The organism is uncultured Microbacterium sp. (genome assembly GCF_964244775.1).
GTDB lineage: Bacteria > Actinomycetota > Actinomycetes > Actinomycetales > Microbacteriaceae > Microbacterium.
Window position 1 is genome coordinate 101,754 of the sequence record NZ_CAXTJR010000008.1, and the last position, 16,890, is coordinate 118,643.

17 protein-coding genes and 2 pseudogenes are annotated in these 16,890 nt (G+C 64.3%); 10 read left to right on the forward strand and 9 right to left on the reverse strand.

The window, feature by feature from the left end:
* Nucleotides 1–22: 22 nt before the first annotated feature.
* The 4 genes from ACFE6Z_RS13215 to ACFE6Z_RS13230 all read left to right on the forward strand — a co-directional run bounded on the left by ACFE6Z_RS13215 (nt 23) and on the right by ACFE6Z_RS13230 (nt 3,148).
* Entirely contained in the window at nt 23–1,399 is a 1,377-nt protein-coding gene (locus tag ACFE6Z_RS13215; protein ID WP_375386156.1) for an extracellular solute-binding protein, read from the forward strand.
* Nucleotides 1,400–1,528: 129 nt separating this feature from the next.
* Entirely contained in the window at nt 1,529–2,551 is a 1,023-nt protein-coding gene (locus tag ACFE6Z_RS13220) for a LacI family DNA-binding transcriptional regulator (protein WP_375386157.1), read from the forward strand.
* Between the two features lie 231 nt (nt 2,552–2,782).
* Complete coding sequence (locus ACFE6Z_RS13225) at nt 2,783–2,935, forward strand: hypothetical protein (RefSeq protein ID WP_375386158.1); 153 nt, start codon at nt 2,783–2,785, stop codon at nt 2,933–2,935.
* Nucleotides 2,936–3,010: 75 nt separating this feature from the next.
* Nucleotides 3,011–3,148, forward strand: a complete 138-nt coding sequence (locus tag ACFE6Z_RS13230; RefSeq protein ID WP_375386159.1) for a hypothetical protein — start codon at nt 3,011–3,013, stop codon at nt 3,146–3,148.
* Nucleotides 3,149–3,444: 296 nt separating this feature from the next.
* Here ACFE6Z_RS13230 and ACFE6Z_RS13235 read toward each other — a convergent pair whose 3' ends face one another.
* A complete protein-coding gene (locus ACFE6Z_RS13235) occupies nt 3,445–5,985 on the reverse strand; it encodes an MMPL family transporter (RefSeq protein ID WP_375386160.1) in 2,541 nt (846 codons plus the stop codon).
* Between the two features lie 121 nt (nt 5,986–6,106).
* Between ACFE6Z_RS13235 and ACFE6Z_RS13240 the strand changes: the two genes are divergently transcribed.
* Nucleotides 6,107–6,667: a TetR/AcrR family transcriptional regulator gene (locus ACFE6Z_RS13240; RefSeq protein ID WP_375386161.1), complete on the forward strand. Its 561-nt coding sequence runs from the start codon at nt 6,107–6,109 to the stop codon at nt 6,665–6,667.
* Nucleotides 6,668–6,734: 67 nt separating this feature from the next.
* Here the strand turns inward: ACFE6Z_RS13240 and ACFE6Z_RS13245 are convergent, their stop codons facing one another.
* From ACFE6Z_RS13245 to ACFE6Z_RS13265, 5 genes are all read right to left on the reverse strand, one after another.
* Nucleotides 6,735–7,583 (reverse strand): alpha/beta hydrolase, encoded by an 849-nt coding sequence (locus ACFE6Z_RS13245; RefSeq protein WP_375386162.1) that lies wholly within the window; start codon nt 7,581–7,583, stop codon nt 6,735–6,737.
* A 74-nt stretch (nt 7,584–7,657) separates the two neighbouring features.
* Nucleotides 7,658–8,776 carry an amidohydrolase family protein gene (locus tag ACFE6Z_RS13250; RefSeq protein ID WP_375386163.1) on the reverse strand — a complete coding sequence of 373 codons (1,119 nt, stop codon included), beginning with the start codon at nt 8,774–8,776 and terminating at the stop codon, nt 7,658–7,660.
* A gap of 33 nt (nt 8,777–8,809) precedes the next feature.
* Complete coding sequence (locus tag ACFE6Z_RS13255) at nt 8,810–9,595, reverse strand: fumarylacetoacetate hydrolase family protein (protein WP_375386164.1); 786 nt, start codon at nt 9,593–9,595, stop codon at nt 8,810–8,812.
* A gap of 59 nt (nt 9,596–9,654) precedes the next feature.
* Nucleotides 9,655–10,263, reverse strand: coding sequence for a VOC family protein (locus ACFE6Z_RS13260; RefSeq protein WP_375386165.1), 609 nt, complete (start codon nt 10,261–10,263; stop codon nt 9,655–9,657).
* Nucleotides 10,264–10,306: 43 nt separating this feature from the next.
* The gene (locus ACFE6Z_RS13265; RefSeq protein ID WP_375386166.1) at nt 10,307–11,851 is read right to left on the reverse strand and encodes an FAD-dependent monooxygenase; all 1,545 of its coding nucleotides are present in this window, start codon (nt 11,849–11,851) and stop codon (nt 10,307–10,309) included.
* 97 nt (nt 11,852–11,948) lie between these two features.
* Here ACFE6Z_RS13265 and ACFE6Z_RS13270 point away from each other — a divergent pair.
* From ACFE6Z_RS13270 to ACFE6Z_RS13280, 3 genes and pseudogenes are all read left to right on the forward strand, one after another.
* Nucleotides 11,949–12,134 (forward strand): annotated as a pseudogene (locus ACFE6Z_RS13270) (helix-turn-helix domain-containing protein); the annotation flags it as partial.
* A gap of 108 nt (nt 12,135–12,242) precedes the next feature.
* Nucleotides 12,243–12,746: an IclR family transcriptional regulator gene (locus ACFE6Z_RS13275; RefSeq protein WP_375386172.1), complete on the forward strand. Its 504-nt coding sequence runs from the start codon at nt 12,243–12,245 to the stop codon at nt 12,744–12,746.
* A 172-nt stretch (nt 12,747–12,918) separates the two neighbouring features.
* Nucleotides 12,919–13,416, forward strand: a pseudogene (locus ACFE6Z_RS13280) (transposase); the annotation flags it as partial.
* A gap of 137 nt (nt 13,417–13,553) precedes the next feature.
* Here ACFE6Z_RS13280 and ACFE6Z_RS13285 read toward each other — a convergent pair.
* From ACFE6Z_RS13285 to ACFE6Z_RS13295, 3 genes are all read right to left on the reverse strand, one after another.
* A complete protein-coding gene (locus ACFE6Z_RS13285) occupies nt 13,554–14,864 on the reverse strand; it encodes an FtsX-like permease family protein (protein WP_375386167.1) in 1,311 nt (436 codons plus the stop codon).
* A 334-nt stretch (nt 14,865–15,198) separates the two neighbouring features.
* A complete protein-coding gene (locus tag ACFE6Z_RS13290; protein ID WP_375386168.1) occupies nt 15,199–15,549 on the reverse strand; it encodes a hypothetical protein in 351 nt (116 codons plus the stop codon).
* Nucleotides 15,546–16,013 (reverse strand): MarR family winged helix-turn-helix transcriptional regulator, encoded by a 468-nt coding sequence (locus ACFE6Z_RS13295; protein ID WP_375386169.1) that lies wholly within the window; start codon nt 16,011–16,013, stop codon nt 15,546–15,548. Before ACFE6Z_RS13295 ends, ACFE6Z_RS13290 begins: the two co-directional genes overlap by 4 nt.
* A gap of 204 nt (nt 16,014–16,217) precedes the next feature.
* Here ACFE6Z_RS13295 and ACFE6Z_RS13300 point away from each other — a divergent pair, with 204 nt between their 5' ends.
* On the forward strand, nt 16,218–16,532 hold the full coding sequence (locus ACFE6Z_RS13300) for a transposase (RefSeq protein WP_375386170.1): 315 nt from the start codon (nt 16,218–16,220) through the stop codon (nt 16,530–16,532).
* 8 nt (nt 16,533–16,540) lie between these two features.
* Nucleotides 16,541–16,890: IS3 family transposase (locus tag ACFE6Z_RS13305; protein ID WP_375386171.1), on the forward strand; the 350-nt coding region annotated here is incomplete at its 3' end.

Genomic DNA, 16,890 nt, shown 5'->3' on the forward strand with positions numbered 1-16,890 from the left:
CAGTGCAAGGAGAAGAAAGACCATGAAGACCCGAATCCCCGCCCTTGCGGCGGTCACCACCGCAGCACTGCTGCTGGCGGGCTGCTCCGGCGGCACCACGACAGGCGGTGGCAGCGGCGAGGACCTTGCCGCGAGCATCAACGACGTCACCACTGAGCAGCTCAATGGCACCAAAATCGAGTTCGCCCACTTCTTCGGCAACTGCGACGACGAGGTCGGCGATAACACCGACCTGGCTAACGCGGTCGGGGAGTGCGCCACGCTCACCACGCTGATGAACAAATTCAACGCCGACAACGAATTTGGAATCACTGTCGAACGACTCGGCGGCGCCGCATGGGACTCGTTCTACGACCAGCTTAACGCCTCCATCGCGGGAGGCACGCCGCCCGACGTCACCGTCATGCACGGGCAGAGCCTCCCCGACTATGCCGAACGCAACCTTCTTCTTCCCCTCGATGACATCGCCGAGGCCGCGGACATCGACTTGAGCGATGCGCTTCCCGTCGAGCAAGAAGCCGTGCAGTCCGACGGCGTCACCTACGCGGTCCCGTTCGATTATCACGCGGCGCTCGCGCACGTGAACGTCGACATCTTCAAGGAAGCCGGCCTCGTAGACGCAGACGGCAACCCGAAGCTGCCCACCTCAGAGGCGGAATTCCTTGCCGACGCCGCTAAGGTCAAGCAGACCACGGGCAAGGAGTTCCTCGCAATTCCGCGTGTGAGTGACAACCTCGGCTGGCACTTCGTGAACTCGATGATCATGCAGCAGGGCAGCTCCATCCTCAGCGATGATCTAAGCTCCGGCAACCTCGACAGCACCGAAGCGAAGACGGCGATCGAGCTGGAAGACGCGCTCGTGGACGGAGGCTACACCGACGGCAACCAGACCTACGACGCCGCCAATCAGAGCTTCATCAACGGGGACGTCGCGATGCTGTACAACGGCACGTGGGTGGTGAACACGCTGGTAGACACGGCACCGTTCAACTACCAGGCACACACCTTCCCCAACCTGTACGGAGAGCCCAACGGCTGGGCCAACCAGCACACCTGGGCGATCCCGGTGCAGAAGGACCAGAACCCGGTGAAGTATCGGGCGGCACTGGAGTTCATCTCGTACCTCTACGCCAATGATGTCGCCTGGGCCCTCGGAACAGGACACATCGCCGCCCGCACCTCGGTGCTCGACTCAGCGGAGTACCAGAACGCACCGCAGCGGGCGAACTACGCGTCGACCGCCGCGGACGCGACCGTAACACTGCCGCACATCCAGAACTGGCCGGCCGTAGAGAAGATCGCGGTTCAGTCAGTCGAGTCGATCTGGTTCCAGGACGCCGACATCGATGAGGCGCTGACGAACGGCAACGGCCAGATCGACGCTGCACTCGGCGGCTGACCTTACGATCCGGCCGGCGCGGGCACCCGTCCGCGTCGGTCGGATCTTCGGATCTCACGGTCACCGTACGCTGAAAGGCAACCGATCGACCAAAACAGAGGAAGCGTTATGCGCGCAAGCATGCGCGACGTGGCTGCGCTGGCGAATGTGTCTCAGCGAACGGTCTCCAACGTCGTCAACGACTACATCCACGTCAAGCCGGAAACCCGTGAAAAGGTTCTCCGGGCCATCGATATGCTGGCATACAAGCCCAACGTCACCGCCCGCAAACTCCGAGGCGGTCAATCGAATCTCATCGCCCTCGCCATCCCGGAGATCGCCGCACCATACTTCGCCGAACTAGCCAACCTCATCCAGCAGGAAGCCGCAGCCCGTGAAAACGTGCTGCTGATCGAGCAGACCGGCGGAACCAGACTGCGCGAACTCAGCGTCCTAGCCGGCTATCCGGGCGCGATGATCGACGGTTTGATCATCAACCCGATCGCGATCACCGCCGAGGATCTCACTCCATACAAAGACCGCGTGCCGACTGTCCTGCTCGGTGAACGGATCGAATTGGATGGTCGGAGCGTGCAGGGTGCCTACGTACACGTGTCCATCGACAATGTGGCGGCCGCGCGTACCGCGACAGAGCATCTTTTGGGTATGGGCCGCACCCGCATCGCTGCGATCGCCGCAACCTCGCCCACATCCAGCAACAGTGGTCCAGGTCTACGCCGCACTCAGGGCTACCTGGACGCGCTGCGCGATGCCGGCGTCGGTGCCCCGCCTGAGCTACGGATCCCGGTCGAGACCTGGTCTGCCGCGGACGGTTATCAGGCTGTTCAGAAGCTCCTGCATACCGGAGTGCAATTCGATGCGCTGTTTTGCTTCAACGACACACTCGCAATCGGCGCGATGAGCGCCCTGCATCAGGAGCGCAGACGCATTCCCGAAGATGTCGCCGTCGTTGGATGGGACGACATCGCCGAAGCCGGGTACGCTGTCCCCCCGCTGACAACGATCTCTCCCGACACGGCAGAGCTCGCCGCGACAACGGTTGACCGTCTGCTCGCCCTCGTCTCCGGACAGAGCGAGCTGGTGGACGACGTCACGGTCCCATTCAAGCTTGTCGTCCGGGCATCGACCGCAGCGCCTTTCTCACACGCATAACTCCGATCGGATCGCCGCCATGACCGTGCCTCTCAGCGCCCTCGTTCTCGAACACCCTGCCGCACCATTCTACGTGTCCGAGGTGTCATCTACCCGCTAGCACCGATCACTGGTACCGCCGGGCGGCGTACACTTTGGCGTCGAGGGATTCCACCGGGCGCACCAGGCCATAGCGATGGATCAGCTCATTAACGACGGCGAAGCCACGGACTGGGCATCTGTGGGATCGGCGTGCTCCCGGTCGATGCCCGCATGCAGGGGGTGATAGCCAGACAGGACGGGCTGTACATGCTCGTCTACAAGCACCCCGACGGAACACAGGAAGCGCGGGTGATCGGCAGCATCGTCGAGTACCTCTTCGCCCCCGATGATCCCAGGCGGTGATCGAGAAACTCGCCGATCCCCGCCATCACGATCGTCTCGCTCAGCTTCACCGAAGGCGGGTACAACGTCAATCAGGTGACCGGCGAATTCGATGCGGAAACCCCGCTGGTGCGCGCCGACCTCGCCGCTGGCGCGGTGCCCACGACCGTGTTCGGGCTCGTCACGACAGGGCTCGCTCTTCGCCGGGAGCGCGGCATCCCTCGCTGGGTTTAGTGTCGAGGGCGCTAGCGTCGAGGGCGCTGTGCGGTCGCGGTCGATAGACCGACCTTCTGGTCGTGTTGGAAGGGCGAGCCTCGGGCGTTGCGGCGCCGGCAGGTGCGCAGAGAGGTGCTCCGACGCTAAGGGACGTGGTCTCGCTCCCCGTACCCTGCGCTCCGGAAGACCTCGAAATCGATGTCGAAGTACGCCACTTTCTCGACAAGCGTCGGTCCTGACGACGCACCTCGGCGATGTTCGAATTCACGTCTGTCGGCGACGTCCACAAGCCCGCGATTGACACGGTGTCGACCTCATCGGTGAGCTGGCTGCAGCGCCCGGGGTGAATCCGCTTCGGGTGGGGCGGGGTGTTGGGATCGCAGCGATGCGCCCTCCACGTCAACGTTGGGCAGGATGCGGTCGAGCCACCGTGGAATCCACCACGCGGACTTTCCGAGCAGGTGCATGAGTGCAGGCATGAGCAGCATCCGCACGACGAACGCGTCGAGGAGTACTCCGAGAGCGAGGCCGAAGCCGATGGAGCGGATCATGGTCGATTCCGAGAAGATGAATCCGCCGAACACCGAGACCATGATGAGGCCGGCGGCTGTGACGACACTGCGGCCTGAGCGTAGTCCGCGCACAACGGCGACTCGGGCGCCGTCGCCGTGCACGTACGCCTCGCGCATCCCCGATCCCAGGAACAGTTGGTAGTCCATCGCCAGTCCGAACAGGATGCCTACCAACAGCACCGGGAGAAAGCTCAGGATGGGTCCGGTATGGATGCCGAGCGCATCGGCGCCCCATCCCCACTGGAACACGGCGACGATCGCGCCGAAGGTGGCGAACAGCGACAGGATGAACCCACCGGTGGCGATGAGCGGAACCAAGATCGAGCGGAACACCAGGACCATGATGATCAGCGAGAGCCCGATGACCACCGCGAGGTAGGTCGGCAGGACGGCGGCGAGCTTCTCCGAGATGTCGATGTTGCTGGCCGCGGCGCCCGCGACGCTGATGGTGATGTCGCCGTCAACGGGATCCATTCCACGCAGCTCGACGACGAGGTTCTCGGTCGACACGCTGTTCGGACCGTGCGCCGGCACCACCTGGAATGCGGCGAGCAGGTTGTCGTCGGAGACGGCGATGGGCGCGACGGCCACCACGTCGTCGAGGTCGGCTATCGCCTGTGCAACGTCGACCGTTGCCTGCAGCAACTGATCGTCGTTCAGTCCCGCCGGAAGTTGGGCGGTGACGAGCAGTGGCCCGTTGGCACCGGCTCCGAATTCCCGCTCTGTCGTCGAGTAGGCGACGTAGGCGGTGGACTCGACGGGCTCGGAGCCGCCATCCGGCAGCCCGACCCGCATCGAGAGCCCCGGGACGGCGACGATCAGCAGTGCCGCGGACACGAAGACGACCGTGACGATCGCGCGCCAGGTGGGCATCGGCTTCGCTTTGGTCATTCCGTGGTGAATCCTGCCCATGCGGGCACGCGAACGCCGGCTCAGGACGCGGGTGCCGAGAAGACCGAGGATCGCCGGGGTGAGGGTGATGGCGATGAGCACGGCGATCGCGACGACGATGGCTCCGACGGTGCCCATCAGCCCGAGGAAGGGGATCCCCGTCACGTTGAGAGCGACCAGCGCCACGACCACCGTCGCGCCTGCGAAGACCACCGCGTTGCCTGCAGTTCCATTGGCGAGGCCGATGGATTCTCGCGGCTCAGCCCCTTGCAGCAGTTGTTTCCGGTGTCTGTTGATGATGAACAGCGAGTAGTCGATGCCGACGGCGAGTCCGAGCATGAGACCGAGGAACGGCGTGATGGAAGCCATCTGCGTGACACCCGAGAAGGCCAGCGTCCCGAGGATGCCGATGATGACGCCGAGGAGCGCGGTCACGAGCGGAAGCGCGGCGGCGATGATAGAGCCCAGCATCACCAGCAGCGCGATCGCGGCGAACACCACACCGACGACCTCACCGACACCCAAGATCTGTGGAGCGGCCATCGCGATATCGGTCGAGATGGATACGTCGACGCCGTCGATGGACGCAGCTTCGAAGTACTCGATGGTTGCGTCCTTCGACGCCTGCGACAGCTCGGTGCGCGTCGGGCTGTACGCGATATTCACGACCGCGGTCGATCCGTCTTCGGACACGGTGCGAATGCCCCGTGACAGATCCGAGAGCGAGGCGCCGTTGTCGAGCGTCGTGGTTTGCGTCTCTAGCTCCGCGCGGGAGTCCTCGAGTTTCGCTTGCCCCGCGGTCAGCTGCGCCTGTTGGGCGTCGAGGCCGACCTTCTGCGCGTCGAGGGTGGCAACCTGCTCGGGCGGGGCACCAGCGGCGACCGCCTGCTGGCGCGCCGCGTCGAGCTGTGCCCTGCCGGCGTTGAGCTGCGCCTGACCGGCGTCGAGCTGCGCTTGGCTCGCGTCGAGCTGCGCACTACCCGCGTCGAGCTGCTGACGGCCGTCGACGAGTTGCTGCTCCTGATCGGCGCGCTGCTTCTCGGTGTCGAACGGGTCGACGACCGCGGCCACGTCCGGCAGATCAGCGGCATCCCGTACCAGAGCGTTGATCTCGCTCTGCTGCTCACTGGTGAACGCCGAGCCGTCGGCGGTCTCGAAGACGACGGTTCCCGATGCGCCGCCGAAGTCGGGAAGCTTGTGCTGGAGCTCGTCGGTGACTGCTCCAGATGCCGTGCCCGGGATGTCGAAGCTTGCCGAGAGCCCCTTGAACCCGACGGCGAAACCGATGGCGGCGATAACCACGACGAGCGCCCAAACTCCGACCACGATCCACGCGCGCCGCGCCGCGAGCTTGCCCAACCGGTAGAGGAGTTCAGCCACGGTGTCGTCCATTTTAAGAAGGTTGGGAAATTACTACGGAACGGTTCGTCTCGTTACATGGACAGTAACACGAAACGGTTCGTCTTGTGTTGATGAGTAAGATGAGAGCATGTCTGACGGGCGACGTGGCGCGGTGCGCAGCGAGGCGGCCAGAAGGGCGATCCTCGGGGCGACGGCGCGTCTCTTCGCCCTCCGCGGTTATGAACATCTCACTATCGAAGGCGTCGCGGCAGAGGCTGGTGTCGGGAAGCAGACCATTTATCGCTGGTGGCCGTCAAAGGGAGCTCTCGTTGCCGAGTGTCTTCTGGAGGGTCTGCTGCTACCCGAACGACTGGGCCCCCGAGACACCGGCGACGTGCGTTCCGACCTCATCGCGTGGCTCGAGGAGATCGACGAACTGATCGAGCAGCCGCTGGGCGCAACCCTCTTCCGGTCGCTCGTCGCCGCCGCGGCGGAGAATGTCGACGTGGCACGCCGCTTGTATGGCAGTCTCGGCGCGACATCCTCTCTCACCGGGCGACTGGAAGCCGCCATGGCTGCAGGGGAGCTGCGCAGCGATACGCCGATGCAGGAGATCGGTGAGGCTCTGACGGGTGCGACGGTGGTCCGAGCTCTTGGGCGCGTCCCGGCCACCCCTGGTTCCTCACGTCGCCTAGTGAACGCAGTCATCGGGTCGGTCTCGACCGATGCGTGAAGACCGCCGCCGAGGCGGCGCAAGCGGTGCAGATTGGGGACGCCCCCCGGGCCTGCCGCTGTGGCTGCTACGCCGACAGGGAGCTTGCGAACTCGAGCTGACACGCGTGCAGCTCCGCCGAGTTGCTGTGGTGATCGAGGTTGTGGCCTGCTCCGCTGACGCGTTGCGTCTTCACCCGCGGGGACGCGGTGAATGCGTCTCCGAAGGCGGTGACGTTCTCGTCGGTGGAGATCCACAGCGCTTCGTGTTCGGCGAGCGCGTAGTGCACCGGAACGGTCACGGCCGCAGCGAGCGTGGGAAAGTCGGCGATCCAACCTCCGACGACTTCCAGCAGTTCTGCGACGGGAATCAGTTCGGTCGCTACGTCTGCGTCGTCGACGACGGCAGGGTCGTAGCTGCCTTCGGGGCCGTACATGAACTGGATTCGCTGCTCTTTCGAAAACGGGATGGTCGCATCGGCCGGGATGGAGTTCCACGCGTCGGTCACCTGCTGAGGTGCATCTGTATGGATCGAGGTGGCGGAGATTCCGAGCAGTGGCCAGGAGTGGGGTTGGCCGGCCATGTGGATGGCGATCGCACCCCCCATCGAGTGGCCGATGAGGACGACACCGGTCGCGGTGTCGGCGTAGCGTTTCCAGAGTTCGGCGATGGCGGCATCCAGAACGATCGCGTTCTTCGCAAATGTCACCTCGCCCTCGACAGGGTCGCTGCCCTGGTAGCCAGGGCGGTCCAGCGCAACGACCGAGAAGCCAGCCTCGTGAGCGGCATCCAGGAAGGAGTGCCCTGCGACGTCGAAATAGTGCGAGTTGTAGCTGCCCCCTGGAATGCACACGAGCAGTGGCAGACCGGGACCGCCTTCCTCTTCAATGCCGGTGACGGTGCCGTGGGGGGTGTGCAGGGTAATTGCGTGAGTCATGATTCTCTCCTTTGAGCGGGTTGGTGGTCGTGGCGGTCAGGGTGAGGGTCGTGGCGGGTCAGGTCAGGTCAGGGTCAGATGAGTTTTCGGCCGTCGATCCAGACGCCCTTGATGGAACGGGTGGCTCGGATGTCTGCGGTGGGGTCGCCGTCGAGCAGGAGCAGGTCGGCTCGAAAGCCCGCGTGGACCGCACCTCGATCGCTCAGGCCGAAGACCCGGGCTGCGGTGGCCGTCGCTGCCGTGAGCGCCTCGGCTGGCGTCAGGCCAGCGTCCACGAGCAGTTCGAGCTCGTCGTGCAGCGAGCTCCCATAGTCGGGGTTCCACGGGGCTGCTTTGTCGTTGTTCGCGTCGGTGCCGACGACGATGGCCACGCCGGCGGCCCGCGCCACGGCGACTCTGGCTCGGGCGTTGGCGTACTCGACGGGGGGCGCAATGCGCAGCCGCCGTAGCATGCGAAAGACCCGTCTGGCATTGATGACGCGCGTCGTGCCCTGCAGCATGGTGAGCGTCGGCACGATCGCCGCATCGCGGGCCGCCAATATGCCGGCCTCCTGCGCGGTGAGGCTGCGGTTCACGGGCGCATGGGTAATGACGTCTGCTCCGGCGTCGGTGGCCAGGTCGACAGCGGCGGACGTCACGGCATGGGCGATAACGATCAGGGCGACGCCGTGAGCGGCGTCCACCAGCGCGGCGAGAGTCGCAGGTGGCAGCGATGCGGTGCCGGGCATCTTCGGGTCTTCGACGATGATCTTGATGTAGTCCGAACCGTCCCGCACCCGGTCGGCGACGAAGCGCTCCGCATCGGATGGGCTCTGCACCGCACTGTGTTGCGGATACCCCATCTTCTTGGTGTGCACCCCTCCGGGCGCGCTGGCTGCCAATCCCGCGCCGAACAGCTGCGGCAGGCCGGGGAGATTTCGCAGCGAGTCGGTGACCCGAGGGTTGGCGTTGGCCATATCGAGCGCGGTCGTGACGCCGTACGCGAGCAGCTGCTGCAGCTGCCCGGCATCGTCGATATGGACATGGGAGTCGATGAGACCCGGCATCAGCACACCGCCCCCGCCATCGATGATCTCGCCTCGCGGCGCTGCCCCGACGGCGGAGATGCTTTCGCCGTTGATCTCGACGCTGGTGAGGGCACTCAAGAGACCACCGTCGAACACTCGGACGTTGGTGATCGTTGCTGAGGTCATCTTCGTTCTCCTTCGGCTGTGTGAGGGCTGGCGTCAGGTGAGTCGATTGCGGATGCTGCCGATGCCGTCGATGGTGCTGATGAGCACCTCGCCCCGGTGCAGATACTGCGGAGGAGTCATACCCAGACCCACGCCAGAGGGCGTGCCGGTGAAGATGAGGTCACCCGGGTACAGCACCAGCACGGCGGAGAGTCGGGCAATGAGTTCCGGAACCGAGAAGATCAGCTCTCTCGTGTTGCCGTCCTGCTTCGTCTGCCGGATGCCCTCCACCTCCAGCTCCGTGCGCAGCCCGATCGCATCCCTGTCGGGGAATTCGTCGGCGGTGACGACCACCGGGCCGATGGGTGCGAAGTTGGGAAACGACTTCCCCAAACTGAATTGCGGTGCAGGACCGCGCAACTGCACGTCGCGGTCGCTGATGTCCTGGCCGATCGTGAGACCGGCAACGTGATCCCACGCGTGCTCCGCCAGGACGTGGAAGGCGCGTTTCCCGATGACCGCGACGAGCTCCACCTCGTAGTCGACGCTGTCGCCGGACAGCTCAACATCAGTATTCGGGGCGCCGATGGAGCTGGGGAACTTCGTGAAGACCACGGGATCGCTCGGGAGCGTGAAGCTGCTCTCTGCTGCGTGATCGGCATAGTTCAGACCGATCGCGAACACCTGACGGGGCTGCGGCACCGGCGCCCCGAGATCGTTGCCATCGAACACCGCTGCCCCCGCGAACGGTGCGTGGTATGCCCACGCCAGGAAGTCGTCCCACCGCTCGAATACCGCTTGCGGGTCGTCGTCGAAGCGCCCATCGCTGGCTCGTTGCACGTCCAACGCCCTGTCGCCATCAAGGATGACGAGCCGGCCCCGCAAGCTGCCGATCCTCATCAGTAGACCTCGGGAAGAAAGATGTCGGGGATGATGGCCGGGACATATTCCCCGGCGCGAGCTCGCGCGTGGATTTCCTGAAACGAGAGCCCACTCTCTCGCGCCTCGACCAGCTTGTCGGGATCGAAGTGCGCACCGATCGGGTTCTCCGCGAACTCGAGGGATGCCCACATCCACTCCTTGGACCTCGACCAGTCGCCGAATGTGTCTACCTGGATCTCGACGCCATTGCCGTCGGGGTCTTGGTAGTAGATCGACATCGTCATTCCGTGATCGAGGGTGAGGAACGGAACGATCTCGTGACCGCGCAGCCGAACGTAGTTGTCCAGCCACTGATCGAAGTCGGCGTACTCGAACGCCGTGTGGTGAAGCCCAGCGGTGTGGCCCTTGTCTTCCGGGGTTTTGATCCCGGGAGGTGACAGGAACGCGATCCGGTGGTTGGCGGCGTCGTTGGTCAGCCAGGCTGCCTCCTCTCCGTAATACGTGGGAGTCAGCCCGGCGACGAGACCGTACCACTCCACCATCGCGTCCAACCTCGTTGTGAGGAACGTGGTGTGGTGAAATGCCGGGGTGATGACTGGCCTGGCCGAGGCTCGGTTGTGTGGCATTGCTCTCTCCTTCGGTTGATACGTCACGGTTTCGATTGATACGTCACGGTGTCGGTCGGAATGTGTCGAGGTCGACTGCGGCATGACCGATGGCCGCCCGCAGGTCGATGTCGTCGATCGATATCGCCCGCAGCGCAATGTGCTGATCGGGTCGCACCAGCAGGACGTCGCCTGCCCAGGGGTAGTTCTCCGGCGGTGTGATGAACGTCACCGGCATCCGGAGCGCGGCCGCTTGCTCGCGGACGTGATCGAGTCGGGTGCCAGCGGGGGCGACAAGAGTGAACTCCGGACCGAGGACGTCGAACAGCGGCGTCTGGTCGTCATATTGCGCATGGGGGAGGCGGGCCCCCGGAGCGGACGACGGCGTGTAGTTGACGGGATCGACGGACGCCCCAGACGCATAGCTGTAGCCGAGCACAAGGCCGAGGCTGTGGAACTCCGAGTTCTTGCTTTCTTGGATGGCGACAGCGGCATCAGATCGCACGGCCGGACCGGCGAGATCGGCCGGCAACGCGCGCATATTGTCGCGGGCGATCGCGATGGTTTGCTCGGCGATCGGCCTTCGCTCCGATTCATAGCTGCGCAGGAGTGGCTCCGCGGCCCAGCCGTTCAGCACGGCCGCGAGCTTCCATCCGATGTTGACCGAGTCACCGATCGAGGTGTTGAAGCCGTGGCCACCCCACGGCGGGTTGAGGTGCGCACTCTCACCGACCAAGAACACCCGACCATGCTGAAAGCGTTCGGCGACCAGGAGTCGAGCTGTCCAACTGTCGGTCGATACGATCTCGTACTGGATCGGGCGGCCTGCCAGGCTGGAGACGATCTGGCCGACACGCTTCCGGCCGTCGTCCTCATCCACCCCCGGGGCGATCAACCACCACATGCCGTCCAGATCCAGCCGACCCACAACCCCGGGGGTGTCTCCGCCGACCACCCAGTAGTGCACGGCGTTACCCATCGGCGGTACGAGATCTTCGGTGCGGAAGAGGACATTGAAGTTGGGGCGGGGAGCGGACGAGCCGACATAGCGAATCCCCAGGGCTTTGCGAACGGCGCTAGTGGCTCCGTCGCAGCCGAGCAGATAGTCTGCCGTGACGTTCTCCTGGTCGCCGTTCGGGCCGGTGATGACTGCCGACACGCCCGTGCTGGACTGCTCGATCGCGGACACGCTGCTGCCGTATCTGAAGGTGACCAGCGGCGAGCCCGACAGGTGGTCTCGCAGGACCTTCTCGACCACCGGTTGCGGGATTTGCTGTCCGAGTTCGGGCGACAGCGCATGCGTGTGCGGACCCAGTCCGAACACATCGGAGAACGAGGTGATCACCTCACCCGTCACCGACGTGCAGAAGACCACCCGATCCGACCATTGCGGTGTGAGAGCCGCCGCGGCTCGGATCTGCTGCGCGACGCCCCAGCGCCGAAAATGTTCCATCGTGCGAACGCTCGTGGTCTTCGCTCGCGGTCGGTCTACCGCCACATCGGTGCGAGGCTCCACAACGACGCTCGCGATGCCATGAAATGCGAGCTCGGCAGCGGATGCGAGTCCGGCCGGGCCGCCGCCGACAACGAGGACCGGTGTTCTGAGCATGCGTCCTCTTCTCGGCGTCGGCTTGGGGGTGACAGGATGCTCCCCCATTCGGATCGCGACAGAATGGGTCACTTCCAATCAGCGGCATAATGTGTTCATGGAGTCGGAGTTCGCCGCCGCTCGGGGGCGGAAGCCCGAGACGGGTCAGCCGGTCCTGGATCGCGCATTTCGCCTCCTGCATTGCTTCGAGGGCGATCCGCTCACGCTCACGCAATTGAGCGCGAACTCCGCGATTCCGTTGAGTACCACCTTTCGCCTGGTGCGCCAGTTGCTGACAGTCGGCGCCCTCGAGCGAACATCGGACGGCCGATACACCATCGGACTCTCCCTCCTGGAAATGGCGGTGCTGGCCCCGCGTGGGCATGGTCTCCGTGCTATCGCTTTGCCGTTCATGGAGGATCTCCACCGCGCCACCGGAGAGCATGTACTCCTGGCTGTCCGCGTCGGCTTCGAGGCGATGATCATCGAACGGCTCTCTTCGCATCGCGCGGCACGAATCTTGTACCGAGTCGGCGAGCGAGTGCCCCTACACTCGACCGGAGTAGGTCTCGTCCTCCTCGCACACGCCGAGCGCAGCATCCAGGAGACGGTTCTCAGCCATCATCTGACCCTTGAACCTGAGCACGCCGTCATCACGAGCGGCGATCTCCGCCGACGTCTCGCCCAGGCCCGCCACGAGGGATCAGCCATCAACACGCGCGCCGTTCCGGAACCGGCGACGTCGGTGGCGGCACCGATCTTCGCCGCCGGCAATGTGGCGATCGCCGCGCTGTCCGTGGTTGGAGCCACCGGGTCGATCGAGCCGGCCGCGATGCGCCCTGCCGTCATGACCGTTGCTCGCGCGATCTCTCGCGTCGCAGGAAATTCGGCGACGACGAGCATTCGTCGCGACTGAGCCCAGATCGGGACAGACCCGTTGGGGCTCGTGGGAACTGGAGTCGAGTCGACTGAGGGATGATGGCCGCCTCCCCTGGCAACGAGACGCGCCCCTACCCTTCCTCTCGTTGCTCGCCATGCGACTCCACTGCACCGACGCCTGCCGCAGTCGCGGGGCGGTGGTTCGACCCGCCCGCGGGCTCGACGGGGTCCGCCTCGTCATCTCGGACGCTCATACGGGTCTGATCGCCGCGATCAACACGGTGTTCGTCGGGTCGAGTTGGCAGCGCTGCCGGGTGCATTTCATGCGCAACGTTCTCTCGAACGTGCCCAAAGCGACCGGGCCGATGGTCGCGTCGATCATCCGCACGATCTTCGCGCAACCCGACACCGAGCACGTCTTCACCCAGTTCCACGAAGTTGTCCGGATGCTGACCCGCTCGCACCCGAAGATCGCCGAGATGCTCGAAGACGCGAAGAACGACATCCTCGCGTTCTGCGAGTTCCCCACCGGGCATTGGCGTCAGTTTTGGTCCACGAATCCGCTGGAGCGGGTCAACAAGGAGATAAAACGTCGCACCGACGTCGTCGGCACATTCCCCAACCCCGCCGCGCTGCTCCGCCTCGCCGGGCACGTCCTGATCGAGCAGCACGACGAATGGGACGGCGCCGACCGCCGCTACTTCAGCGAGCTTCCATGAAGCTCCTGAACGTCACCGAAGAGGAGGTCGCGATCCCAGAACTCGCTGCGGCATAATCACAACAACTGAACTCGCACGGTGTTGAGAAACTCCACCACTCAGAGGGACGTCACCGCCTTCGGATGTCATTCGGCCGCGAGGGCCTGGATGGGGGAGAGGTTGGTCGCACGCTTGGCGGGTGCAAGAGACGCGGTGATCGCGAGAAGTGAGGCAGCAGCAGCGATTGCGCCGAACATGGGTATCGGTATCGAGAGCGGCAGAATGCCGTCGGGTCCGATCGTTCCGAGCACCGACTGAGCCCCGACCCATCCATAAATTGTGCCCAGCAGTAGGCCGATGAGGGTTGCCGTGAAGACAGCCTGTGCGCTCTCGATGGTGATCGTCTGTCGGATCTGTCGACGAGTGACGCCGAGAGCCCGCAGAAGCCCGATCTCGCGGGTACGCTGTAGGACGTTGAGAGAAAGATTGTTCATCATTCCTACGGCAGCGATGACTGCGGCGAAGCCCACTAAACCCGTCGCGGCGCTGAGTAGTGAACTCACGACCATCTCTGTACCGTCTGAGTCGCTGCCAGCTGTCGCGATCGCGTCGAGCAAAGTGGATTCGGCGACGGAGAACATCGATACCAGGGTGATCCCTATGATGATGCCGGACGCGGTGCGGGTGCTTCGTTCGGGGTACCTGACAGCGTTCGCCCGCGCGAGCATCGCAGGCGCTGACCGGCCGAACATCTGTCCGCAGAGTTGAAGCATCCAGGGGACGATCAAATGCGCACCTAGCAATATTCCCGTGAAGGAAAGTACCCCGCCGGGAAGCGCGATCAATAAGCCGAGGGCGCTGCCTGTGCCGGCGGCGACGCCTAGTCCAAGTAGCACCAGCCCTAATGCCGAGGTGATGATCGCGCTCGTTCGACGGCCTCGCCGCGCGACGCTCTCGGCTTGACTCAACTCGCGATTGGCGGCGATGGCTTCTACGGGCGACACGGTGAGCACTCGGCGGGATCCTATCCACGACGCGATCCATGTCGTAGCGGTGACCATAATGATTGGCGCCACGACGGAGGGGTCGACGAATCCGTAGCCAGCATCCGGAATCGATCCGGTCGACGTCAAGAACGCAACCCCAGCCGCGCTGATCAGCAGGCCGCATACCGCTCCCACCACACCGCCCGCGAGTCCGACAACCAGGCCTTCACGGGCCACGTGTGCTCGCTGTGAGCGAGCAGTCGCGCCGAGCAGGCGAAGAAGGGCGATGGTGCGGGTGCGGCCAGCGATCACCGTGGCGAATGTGTTGGTTGTGACAACGGCACCCACGTAGAGAGCGATGACGATGAACGCTGTGGCAACCACGGTCAGGATGGCCGATCGTCCCGATTGCGACCCGACCGAATCCTGCGTGCTCGCGACGGACAGCACGAATGACAACCGGAAGAGCACGACGGCGAATGTGGAGCTGAGCGCCGCGACCAGAATGCTCGGGCCATGTTCAAGTAGTGACACGCGCAGGATACGGTGGCTCATCGCGGGCCCGCCTCACAAGCAAAAGCACACGAACAAAGGGCAGGAACGAAGTTCATGCCCTCACGTTAAGTGTCCAAGTGGGTTGTGGGGAATCATTCATTCGTCGCGAGGACGTCCTCCTACCGGATGATCTACAAAAGGAAGCGCGGCGGGGTGCTGCAACATAAAGCTCAGATCCAAAATGGGCGATCGAGCAGGCGGGCCACTGGCCGCTAGAGCGCGATGAAGATAGCGACGATGGATCACCAGCTCAGCTGCCGCCGGCCACTTCTGGGATGCCGATTTCTTCTAGAAGGGTGATAGTACAGTCCTCCGACCACGCGAGGTGGTGGTGGTCGCGCACCAGATCGAGTGCCCCGTCCATCGAGGCGGCTTGAATGATCGACAGTCCGATGATGTCCGTGTCGCCGAGGATGATCCCGTTCGCGGTGACGCGATGGGATTGGCCGAGAGGCTTCCCAGGGTCCACGAGTGCGGGGCCGAGCTTTTCCGCCCAATCTGTCCAAGCTTGCAGACCCAGTTGGGCTTCTTCGGGGGTGGCCTGCGCGAAGCGTTGGGCTACGGCGAGGGGGGCGTGATAGAGGACGATGTATCTGGTCACAGTACGTCTTTCATCTCGATATGGGGTAGCACACCAAGCCGGGCGGCGATGATGCGAAGTGAGGCGGTCGCCTCGGCAAGTCTGGGTTCGCCGATCTGCTCGACGACGGCGCGGGACCAGTCCATTTGACGTGCGTAGATCTGCTCCAGCATTTCTCTGCCGTGTTCGGTTAACTCCACGACCTGGGTGCGGCGATCGCCTGGATGCGGCCGGTACTCCAGCAAACCGTCCATCACGAGAGCGTTCGCGACGCGCTGAGTGCTCTGGCGAGCATGGCCGATGTCCCGCGCGATGCTCGCGACCGTCGCGGAGTTGAACGCCCGCCCGAGCACTTGCCACCGGGCGGATGACTGACCAAGTGGAGCAACGATATTCTCGCCGGCGTGGATGATCAGCCCGTTGACTGCGAACACGCTCATCACGAAGTCCGTCCACGGATCGTGAGGGATCTCCGGAGTCGCCATCCCTGCACTTTACGCAACTCGACAGCATACTGTCAAAATGCGAGCTCGTTCGACCCTCGGGGAAGAACTGTCGCTGATGCGATGGCGGGGCCGGCTAACGAGCGGCTATCGGCGTAATGGAGAGGGCCTGGCCCAGGTGCCCCAGCGCCACAACCACTCTGATCCGCCCTGGGTTTGGTTCCGTTTCCTTTGGGAGGATGGATCATGCCCCGTCAGTTCTCGCCGGAGTTCCGGCAACGTGCGCTCAGGATGCTTGAGGAGGCGTTGCCTGAGCATGAGACCGAGTACGCCGCGATCCGCCACGTCGGTGGCAAGCTCGGTGTCGGGCCTGAGACGCTGCGGAAGTGGCGTCGGAAGTCCGAGATCGATCCTGGTGTCCGTCCGGGCGTGACATCGGATGATCATGCCGAGATCAAACGCTTGAAACGCGAGAACGCCGAGTTGCGGCGTGCGAACGAGATCCTCAGATCGGCGTCCGCGTTTTTCGCCGCGGAACTCGACCGCCCCACGACGAAATGATCCGGTACGTGGATACGTTCAAGGATCGCTTCGGGGTCGAGGCCATCTGCCGCACGCTGCGTGCGACGGAGTGTGGGTTTCTCACCGCCCGCGGGTATCGGGCCGCGAAACACCGTCCCGCCTCGGCCAGGGCGGTCCGTGACGGCCTGCTCGGTACGGAGATCGTTCGCCTGCACGCGGAGAACTATGGTGTCTACGGGGTGCGGAAGATGCACGCCCTGATGCGCCGGCAAGGGTGGGAGATCGGCCGTGATCAGACCGGGCGGATCATGCGCTCCCTCGGCCTGGAAGGCGCCCGCCGCAGGAGCTTGTCAAGTTGTGTGTGTAAGTGGGCGGCGTCTCGGGGGGTTAGAGGTAG